Origin of the sequence: Methylobacterium oxalidis (assembly GCF_007992195.1) — a bacterium.
GTDB classification, from domain to species: Bacteria; Pseudomonadota; Alphaproteobacteria; order Rhizobiales; family Beijerinckiaceae; genus Methylobacterium; species Methylobacterium oxalidis.
This window is the reverse complement of the sequence record NZ_BJZU01000183.1, coordinates 1-7,491: the sequence shown is the minus strand read 5'-3', so window position 1 is coordinate 7,491 and position 7,491 is coordinate 1. Positions and strand designations below refer to the sequence as shown.

Sequence of the window (7,491 nt, the reverse complement as noted above, 5' to 3'; positions counted from 1 at the left end):
GGGAGCGGGTGAACGATCAACATCAGCTCTGAGCTTGCGGAGACGGTCCGAAGGGCTGTTTTAGCGTTCCTAAATTGCACTTACGGGAAGGAAGCCTGCCTCATTGCTGAACAGCGAACCTGTGGCAGCCGCTGAGAGGGCGAGGAGTTCAAGGAGGTCCATCGGCGCCTCGCGCTCAGCCCTTGGCAGCTCCAGCTCAAGGAAGGAGCGGCGGTACATCCGCGGTCGCCCCTGCCTCTCACCAGTCGTCAGACCGCACCTATGCGGAGCTTATGGTTAATGGATCGTTAGTGGATCAAGCAGAGGATCATGGCCGTCGCTGATGCACGAGGCCGCCATGAGCCGGAAGCCACCCAACCGCATTGCCGCTGCCTGCATCGCCGAGACGCTTGCAACCGAACTTGCGGCTGGCGCTGCTCGGCATCGGCAAGAGGGGCGTTCAGAGACCGCAGAGGCTCTGCTCCAGCACGTTCGGCGTCACCGGGTGCGGGCCATCAGGTTGCGAGCACTGGCTGGCGCTGAGCACTACGGGGCGATCAGCGCACCACGCTGAGGTGCCTCACCACGGATGCTGCCTACAAATGAGGTCGCCCGGCATGGGAGCGCGGAAGACGTGACGCCTACCGCTCACCCACTCCCGACAGCTGCTTCTCAATCTGCGCCAGCCCACTCTCGCGCGCCTTCGCCTCGCTCGTGAGCGTGCGATCCGAGCGTTGGACCAGCTTGCCGCTTCTGCGGATCGCCCACTGATAGGAGGCACCCTCTGCCTTCGGCGGCAGGACCTCCAGCGTGTAGGGATGGGTGTTGGGCATCGTGTCAGTCTTGTCTGACCCTGTGCCACAAGCGTTCGCCGGCAAAGGCCAAACGCCACCAGCGGACCGACGGGCGGTTGTCCTCGCCTTTTCAGCCCGCACGCATCATAGATCCTCCACCCTCCGCGCAATCCCGTGCTTTGGGCAACGACGCGGAGATCATGATGGTGCATGCAACCAACAACGGCTCGGCTCAGTCGATTTCGGCCAACGACTTCAACGAGCGCGTGAAGCGTCTGCTGGAGAAGAAGCCGGCCCTCGAACCGGCACAGCCGAAGCAGGCGGCACGGCGATTTTTGCGCAGCGGCCCGAAGACGTAGCGGCCGCCACAGCCTACCATCATCGGCAGCTCGTTTTCTCAAACGTGGCGGGCTGGCCCATTCGGCGGTGGCGCAAAACACCGAAAGCCAGCTGCCCCTCCGAACGGGGCGTGGCCGGCGCCTGCTTCGTGCGCTCCCAATCGTAGACACGTGCGGCCCCGAGGCGCATGCCAGGGGCATACGCGCGGCTCTCCTACCTCAACGCTGTCGCGAGTATAGCTTCCGCCCGCGTCCCGCTGCGGGCGGAATTTCTACGCCTCTACTGGCACGACCGGCGCGGCGCGATTTTGGATTTCCGAATACTGTCGGAAAGACCGTTTGTCGTTTCTCGAACGCGCTTACGCGGCATCTCTACAGCCTCACGATAGGCGCCGGCTCTCCACGCGATTTAATGCCATCCAGCTGCGGCTCCTGAGTCCCTGAGGGCAGTCCCAGCCGAGGCTTGCCCATCAACCTTTCTTGTTTGCTAGGCCCGTCCCAATATTGTGCAGTGCGGTCAGCGGCTTGTGGCGAGGCTATAACATTTGACGGAATTCGTCAGAAATTTAAAATGGATCAAATGCGTCCGGTGGCCTTGAACGAGAAGCCGAGATGACAACTTAGGTGCAGTGCGGCAGCGGCAGCAGTGTGCTTCGCTGGCTAAAGCAAATGTGCTTATAGTCTCACCGCCGGCTCTACGAATACTTAATCTCTAGCGGAGGGAAGTGACGATGGCGTTCGATCAGAACAAGCAGTCCGAGCAGAACCAGAAGGCCGCTGATACGGCGAAGGCGAACCTCGACAGGGCCGCCGAGCAGGGCAAGCAGTTCGCCGACGCGGCCCGCGACGGCGCGAACAGGATGAGTGATCTCAGCGAGCAGGCGGCCGAGAACACCCGAAAGATCGTGCAGCGGGGTATCGAGACGGCCTCGCAGCAGGCGCGGGAGGCCGCCGAGCGCTTCACCAAGACGCTAGGCTTCACCGGCGAGGACAGCGAGCGCCTGACCCGCCAGTCGAAGCAGAACCTGGAGGCCGTCACGCGCTGCGGCACGGTTCTCACCCAAGCCTTCCAGGACGCCTCGCGCGGCTGGTTCGGCTTGGCCCAGAGCCAGTGGCAGCGCAACCTCGACGGGCTGAACCGGCTGACCCGGGCCAAGTCGGTCCAGGAGTTTGCCGCGATCCAGAGCGAGCTAACCCGCGAGAGCCTGCAGCACATCGTTCAGGACAGCCGCTCCATCACCGAGACCTCGGCTCGCGCCGTTGAGGAGGCCAGCAAGGCTTTCAGTGCCGCGCAGGCCCCGACGCTGGTTCGCTGAGGCGAGAGCAGCACCTGAACCCGAGCCACGATCTCGGGGTCACTAAAACCTGGGGGCGGTCGCTTCGGCCGCCTCTTTTCTTCTTCAAGTCGCACGGGCTCCGGCGCCTCGCGGCGGGGAGCCCTTGATGTACGATCCCTTTGCCGTCGCCCTACTGGCCCTGAAGGCTCAGAAGGTCGTTGAGCTTCGGCTCATGAAGCTCGTCTGGGGTGGTTCTGAGGGCTGCGCCGAGGCCCAGCAGATGGTGAGCGAGAAGGTCAGCGCCTTCATTGAGGCGTCCGGCACACTGATGACCGGCGGCTCCTGCAACACGGTGGTCGCCCGCTACCGCGAGCATGTCGCGGCCAACACCAAGCGGCTGACCAGCGCCTAGCCCGGGCTGCCGCGGCACAGCGACTTCTGCCTAACCTCTCGCGCGAGAGGCCCCCGAGGATCAAGAAGGATCGGCATGGCACGCTTCGTTGCGATCGAGAGAGGTACCGGCCGCATCTACGGCGACACGGCTCGCTTTGGCTCGGCTGGGAATGTGGTCTCGCCTGCAGACGCCGTGTGCCTGTTCGACCGCCAAGCCGGCCGAGCTGCTCGCGGCTTCGGCTACGTCAAAGCCGACAGCACTGCCGCGCACTACGACGTCTATGAAATCCCGCGCTTTGCTCCCGAAAGCGTTACAGCGAGCGAGGCAGAGGCACAGGCTCTTGTCCGCGAGCATGGCTCGCTGGTGACCTCTCTCGTCACCTACAACTCCTAAGCGCCCGACGTCGATCTCCCGGTGCGCGTCAGCATCGTGGACAGATGCCTTAAGCCTTATCGTTGGGAGCAACGCAGCAGCGTTCGGTCGGAAGGAGCCGGCCATGGACGTGGTCGTGACGCCCACCGGCTCGACCGGAACCGAGTGGCGCCTGCAGGACCGACTCGGGCGACCTCTCGGCCAGATTCGCATCACGCCTTGGGGTAACGCCTTCACCATTCTGCCGGAGCGGGGTAGCCGGCTCGACGGAGTGCCCGTCCTTCATCCGACTCTGGATGCTGCCCTGTCAGCCATCGAGCAGCGCCTTGGCGGCACATGCGAGTTTGTCGGCGGCTCGGAGCACTGACGCTCTCACTGCGGACGCCTGCAAACCCCCTCCCGGTTCAAGAGAACCCGGGAGGGGATCTGCCTCCTCGCCGCTCGATAGGCACTGGGGCACGGCGGGCCGGCGCCGGCAGGCTTGATCGTGGGGCTTTGTACTTACTGATACATTAAGGCATGCCCGTCTTTGTGCTGGCGAGCATCGGCCTTATGCGACCGCCCGCGGCGTTGGGCATTCCTAGCTTGGCTCCTCGTTCAGGAGACGAGGGTGAGTTCGCCTTCCAGCACGGCGCGCTCGCCTGCAGCCGATTTGACTCGGTACGATGGCTCGCCCAAACGCTCCTCCGGCATCAGCCGAACGATCTCAAAGATGCTGCTTGCGGCACTCCCGCCATCAGCAGAGCCCGGCCGCCGTGCCTGCCGCACCCGCTGACCAACCTTGAACTTGTGAGACATCTGCAATCCTCCGGTTTTGGCCATTCCGCGGAACATGGCTGCTCTACCGCCGCGCTCTGGCCTTGCGGGCTGCAAAGCGAGCATCGCGGGCCGCCTTCTGCTCGGCCGCCAGCGCGGCCTGCCGCTCAGCCTTCTCGGCGGCCTGACGGATCCGCTCAGCCTCCTGGCGCTCCAACTCGGCAAGCGCCTCAGCTTCTCGCTGCGCCCCAGCTTCCTGACGGGCCATCTCGCGTTCGTGCTCGCGCACCTCGCGGGCCTGGATGATCGCGCGGCGAGCGGATTGCCGGGCGAGCACAATCGGGTCGTCGGCAGCGGGACGAGCCCGGAACCGGGCTACCGTGGCCTGTCGCGCCTTCGCAGCGGCCTCGAGACGATCGACAAGTTGATTGGCTTTGAATTGGCCCACGTAAGATCCTTGTGTCCACCGCGGCTGTGCGCGGATGGCGAGAAAAAGATGAAGCCGCCCCGGACGGAGCGGCTTCGCAGCATTTCGGGAGAAGTTTAGCTCAAGCAGCCTTCAGGTTGCCAGCCGCCTGCTTCCCGGAGCGGCGGTCGGTCTCCATCTCGTAGGCAACCTTCTGGCCCTCCACGAGGCTGTGCATGCCCGAGCGCTCGACGGCCGAGATGTGCACGAACACGTCCTTGCTGCCATCATCCGGCTGGATGAAGCCGAAGCCCTTGGTTTCGTTGAACCACTTCACGGTACCAGTGCTCATAATTCGCTCCGTATCTTGCCAAGCGTTTAATCAGGTAAGTGCACACGAGCCGTGCGCTCGCTGTGTGTTCAAGCGCATCAAATCTGCAGCTTAGCCAAGCGCGTCGATGACGATCTTGCGCAGCTCCTCGCGGGTGAGACACCCGGGTTCGGGCTGCCAGACTGGGATAAGCTTCTTTTTCACTGAGCTTGCGTGAGGGCAGGGCTTTCCCGCTGCCAGTGTTCGTTGTGTGAAGGTTTGCATGTAAACTCAATGACCGCTTGGCAGTCGCCAAAAGCGGGGGATTTTCGGGATCGCCACGCCAAAAACGCGTGCGATGAACGCGCTGCAACAGGGCAGCGATCAAACTTCGAAATAAACGGGAAACCGGGCTCGGCGCTCAATCAAGAGCATGAGAGCGGGCCGAATGGATCTGGTCCGATAAAACATACCTAGAGCCGGAATGAGACCCTTTCAAGAGGGCGGCCAGGAAAGATGGCCGCCGAGGATCGGGTTCTCGCCCATGACACGCAGCGCGACATTCTTACATTGGCGGCAGGACGGTTAGCAAGCTGCTAACCACATCAGAAGATGCTCTGGAAACCGCCACAGTGTCGGCCGTTTAGCCCTGCGAACTCGGCGGTTGTACGAGTTCAGGAGGCGTCATGGTCATCCTCAATCCGCTCACCGGACAACTCGTTACCGTCGAGGTTCCGAAGCCGCGGCCGTCCCCAAAGCCGGCGGAGTGAGCAAGGAGGTTCACGGGCCTTCCCTGCACAGACCCCGGCTACGCCCTAGCTTGGCCGGCATGACAGGGGACCAGACCATCAGCGTGCTCCTGCGGCAGGGGCTCATCTCTCAAAGCGACGTGGACGCGGCAGTGGATGCGGTCGCAGCCGCACCGTCTACGCGGACCTTGCCCGTGGGCGACGCCTATGTGCTGAACCTCACCGGCTTCCTGCGTATGCAAACCTTCGTGGCCAAGACACTGCGCGATCCCGATGCGAGCCAGACGCTCAAGAAGGCCGCCTTGAACAAAGTGATCCGGACGGCGCGGTTGGAGAAGCGGTGACCGTCTCAAGCTGCGTTCTTGAGCGGCGCGCCTTCCTTCTGCGGACGAGCCAGCAGAATAGCCGTGCGGAGGGTTGAGCGCTTCACGCGAGGCGACACGAGAGAACTCGCCAGGATGGGTCTGGCGAGTGGATAGGCTTCGATAGCCGCCGCCACATCGACCACGAGACCGAACCCAAGCGTGTACGTGTGAAGCCAGGGAGCGGCGAGGTAGTTCTCGGCGAGCCGAGTGATGATCTCAGGCTGCAGAAGCTCCCGATCCAGCAGTTCCAGAACGGTTGGGCCAGAATAGAAGAGGGCTGCAGACATGGCGGACATGGCGTCGGATGGCTGTGCTTCGATCGCTAGGACACTGCTGCCCTGAGCGGTGCGAGCCGCGCCAGAAGCCGAGCCACCTCAACGACCGTCCAACCGCCACTGCCCTTCAGGGCAGGAACGCCACGCCGGTTGAGCCCTTCTGCCAGGCCGACGAGCGACGTGACGCCGTTTTCCTGCAGCTCGCGCACGGCGGGCTCTAGGCGCTGGGCCTTCATACGAGCCAAGGTCAGCTTCATCGAGATTTCTCAAGCTTGCAGCTGAGGACCGCCGAGGCTGATCCGCTTCGACGCGATTGAACGTGGGTTTCCGTACGACGGGACCGTACTGGGCTGCCGCGAGAGATCGTAGAGGGCGTCGCCGATCGGCCCGGCAACTCGGCGCAGGGTCGAAGCCTCGCAGGAGGCCGCGATGCGCACACCAAGGGCGAAGGTGTGACTGCGCCCGTAGAGGTACACCGCGAGCCGCGCTCTGGTCCGTTCCGGGATAGGCGCGATGTGTTCGGCGACCGCCTCCGCATCAGCGCGGTAGATCCGGCCGAGCATCTCCAGCGGCACAGGGCAGGAGGTATCGGGATCGTCGGAGGCACTCAGGCCGGTATAGGTCACAGCATCGTCCGCACAGTTGATGCGACCAAGAAAGCGAGCACATGGTTAACGAGGCGTTACCGGATCGCAGCTTCGTTAATGGGATTGTACGGCTGCCACAGCGCACAGAGCTGCTCGGTTCGTTCCTAGTTAGCTCCGACCTGCCCCAAGATCTCGACAGCCGCAAAAAGGTGAATGCGGCCAGCACACCGAAAAGCAGCGCGACGAGAATGGGATGGCGCGTCATGCCCACGACCCTGCGCGCTGCGCTTGCAGTGTGTCCTAACAAAAGATTAAGGGCTCCGTCCCTGCCCTGTGGCAGGATGGGTTTTCCAGCGCGATTTGCGGGTCGGATAATGCTGTCGGCACTGACAAGAGCCACCCGCTCCCAGCACCTTCTCCGCTTGCTCGGCTTCCACACCGTCAACGCCGGCCTGCGCAGCCATACCCTGCCTTCCAATGAGCTGGCTTGCGGCGCGGCTTCTCTCGACAAGCAGCACCCGACGACCCGCGACTTCATCCTGATGGCGCAGTTCGCGCGGGCACGAGCAGTACCGCAGCCGTAATTACATACAAGGACCGGAAAACGTCACCCGCCGAACAGTTGACATGTAAACCACCTGCAATCATGTGTGCGCCCTTCATCGTAGAAGGGAGACAAACGTGCAGGACGAAGGCGACAGCCCACGCACTGACCTAATGGAGATGACAGCTGAGGTCGTCTCGGCTTACATTGCGCGCAATCATGTCGCCGCGGGCGACCTTCCTGCACTCATCGCCAGCGTTCACGCGACGCTTAATAGCCTCGGGCAGGGTGCCGCTACTTCGGCCACCGCGGAGGAGGTCGAGAAGCCGACGCCGGCTCAGGTGC

The 7,491-nt window shown here is 63.2% G+C and carries 15 protein-coding genes; 8 read left to right on the top strand and 7 right to left on the bottom strand.

Going from position 1 to position 7,491, the window contains the following annotated elements; genetic code table 11:
* Nucleotides 1-620: 620 nt before the first annotated feature.
* Nucleotides 621-812, bottom strand: a complete 192-nt coding sequence (locus MOX02_RS28690) for a hypothetical protein (RefSeq protein ID WP_147029192.1) — start codon at nt 810-812, stop codon at nt 621-623.
* A 140-nt stretch (nt 813-952) separates the two neighbouring features.
* Here MOX02_RS28690 and MOX02_RS28685 point away from each other — a divergent pair, with 140 nt between their 5' ends.
* From MOX02_RS28685 to MOX02_RS28665, 5 genes are all read left to right on the top strand, one after another.
* Nucleotides 953-1,132 carry a hypothetical protein gene (locus MOX02_RS28685; RefSeq protein ID WP_147029191.1) on the top strand — a complete coding sequence of 60 codons (180 nt, stop codon included), beginning with the start codon at nt 953-955 and terminating at the stop codon, nt 1,130-1,132.
* Between the two features lie 710 nt (nt 1,133-1,842).
* Complete coding sequence (locus MOX02_RS28680) at nt 1,843-2,427, top strand: phasin family protein (RefSeq protein WP_147029190.1); 585 nt, start codon at nt 1,843-1,845, stop codon at nt 2,425-2,427.
* Between the two features lie 127 nt (nt 2,428-2,554).
* Nucleotides 2,555-2,800, top strand: a complete 246-nt coding sequence (locus MOX02_RS28675) for a hypothetical protein (protein WP_147029189.1) — start codon at nt 2,555-2,557, stop codon at nt 2,798-2,800.
* Nucleotides 2,801-2,875: 75 nt separating this feature from the next.
* Nucleotides 2,876-3,175 carry a hypothetical protein gene (locus MOX02_RS28670; RefSeq protein ID WP_147029188.1) on the top strand — a complete coding sequence of 100 codons (300 nt, stop codon included), beginning with the start codon at nt 2,876-2,878 and terminating at the stop codon, nt 3,173-3,175.
* Nucleotides 3,176-3,278: 103 nt separating this feature from the next.
* Entirely contained in the window at nt 3,279-3,521 is a 243-nt protein-coding gene (locus MOX02_RS28665; protein WP_147029187.1) for a hypothetical protein, read from the top strand.
* Between the two features lie 230 nt (nt 3,522-3,751).
* Here the strand turns inward: MOX02_RS28665 and MOX02_RS28660 are convergent, their stop codons facing one another.
* The 3 genes from MOX02_RS28660 to MOX02_RS28650 all read right to left on the bottom strand — a co-directional run bounded on the left by MOX02_RS28660 (nt 3,752) and on the right by MOX02_RS28650 (nt 4,668).
* Nucleotides 3,752-3,952: a hypothetical protein gene (locus tag MOX02_RS28660; RefSeq protein ID WP_147029186.1), complete on the bottom strand. Its 201-nt coding sequence runs from the start codon at nt 3,950-3,952 to the stop codon at nt 3,752-3,754.
* A gap of 43 nt (nt 3,953-3,995) precedes the next feature.
* The gene (locus tag MOX02_RS28655) at nt 3,996-4,358 is read right to left on the bottom strand and encodes a DUF6481 family protein (RefSeq protein WP_147029185.1); all 363 of its coding nucleotides are present in this window, start codon (nt 4,356-4,358) and stop codon (nt 3,996-3,998) included.
* Nucleotides 4,359-4,458: 100 nt separating this feature from the next.
* Nucleotides 4,459-4,668 carry a cold-shock protein gene (locus tag MOX02_RS28650; RefSeq protein ID WP_147029184.1) on the bottom strand — a complete coding sequence of 70 codons (210 nt, stop codon included), beginning with the start codon at nt 4,666-4,668 and terminating at the stop codon, nt 4,459-4,461.
* 901 nt (nt 4,669-5,569) lie between these two features.
* Between MOX02_RS28650 and MOX02_RS31650 the strand changes: the two genes are divergently transcribed.
* Nucleotides 5,570-5,719 carry a hypothetical protein gene (locus MOX02_RS31650; protein ID WP_170268037.1) on the top strand — a complete coding sequence of 50 codons (150 nt, stop codon included), beginning with the start codon at nt 5,570-5,572 and terminating at the stop codon, nt 5,717-5,719.
* 5 nt (nt 5,720-5,724) lie between these two features.
* On the opposite strand, the gene MOX02_RS28645 is transcribed toward MOX02_RS31650, so the two are convergent.
* From MOX02_RS28645 to MOX02_RS28635, 3 genes are read right to left on the bottom strand one after another with little or no spacing between them, the layout of a single operon-like run.
* Complete coding sequence (locus tag MOX02_RS28645) at nt 5,725-6,027, bottom strand: hypothetical protein (RefSeq protein ID WP_147029183.1); 303 nt, start codon at nt 6,025-6,027, stop codon at nt 5,725-5,727.
* Nucleotides 6,028-6,062: 35 nt separating this feature from the next.
* Nucleotides 6,063-6,272 (bottom strand): hypothetical protein, encoded by a 210-nt coding sequence (locus MOX02_RS28640; protein WP_147029182.1) that lies wholly within the window; start codon nt 6,270-6,272, stop codon nt 6,063-6,065.
* Between the two features lie 9 nt (nt 6,273-6,281).
* The gene (locus tag MOX02_RS28635; protein ID WP_147029181.1) at nt 6,282-6,641 is read right to left on the bottom strand and encodes a hypothetical protein; all 360 of its coding nucleotides are present in this window, start codon (nt 6,639-6,641) and stop codon (nt 6,282-6,284) included.
* A gap of 383 nt (nt 6,642-7,024) precedes the next feature.
* Between MOX02_RS28635 and MOX02_RS31645 the strand changes: the two genes are divergently transcribed.
* Both MOX02_RS31645 and MOX02_RS28630 read left to right on the top strand, forming a co-directional pair.
* Nucleotides 7,025-7,186, top strand: coding sequence for a hypothetical protein (locus MOX02_RS31645; protein ID WP_170268036.1), 162 nt, complete (start codon nt 7,025-7,027; stop codon nt 7,184-7,186).
* Nucleotides 7,187-7,283: 97 nt separating this feature from the next.
* Nucleotides 7,284-7,491: MucR family transcriptional regulator (locus tag MOX02_RS28630; protein WP_174804982.1), on the top strand; the 208-nt coding region annotated here is incomplete at its 3' end.

Excerpts from the sequence above, each read along its gene's own strand:
- MOX02_RS28665 (WP_147029187.1), top strand. The coding sequence starts at position 3,279 with ATGGACGTGGTCGTGACGCCCACCGGCTCGACCGGAACCGAGTGGCGC.
- MOX02_RS28660 (WP_147029186.1), bottom strand. The coding sequence starts at position 3,952 with ATGTCTCACAAGTTCAAGGTTGGTCAGCGGGTGCGGCAGGCACGGCGG.
- MOX02_RS28670 (WP_147029188.1), top strand. The coding sequence starts at position 2,876 with ATGGCACGCTTCGTTGCGATCGAGAGAGGTACCGGCCGCATCTACGGC.
- MOX02_RS28680 (WP_147029190.1), top strand. The coding sequence starts at position 1,843 with ATGGCGTTCGATCAGAACAAGCAGTCCGAGCAGAACCAGAAGGCCGCT.
- MOX02_RS28690 (WP_147029192.1), bottom strand. The coding sequence starts at position 812 with ATGCCCAACACCCATCCCTACACGCTGGAGGTCCTGCCGCCGAAGGCA.
- MOX02_RS28640 (WP_147029182.1), bottom strand. The coding sequence starts at position 6,272 with ATGAAGCTGACCTTGGCTCGTATGAAGGCCCAGCGCCTAGAGCCCGCC.
- MOX02_RS28645 (WP_147029183.1), bottom strand. The coding sequence starts at position 6,027 with ATGTCTGCAGCCCTCTTCTATTCTGGCCCAACCGTTCTGGAACTGCTG.
- MOX02_RS28675 (WP_147029189.1), top strand. The coding sequence starts at position 2,555 with ATGTACGATCCCTTTGCCGTCGCCCTACTGGCCCTGAAGGCTCAGAAG.
- MOX02_RS28650 (WP_147029184.1), bottom strand. The coding sequence starts at position 4,668 with ATGAGCACTGGTACCGTGAAGTGGTTCAACGAAACCAAGGGCTTCGGC.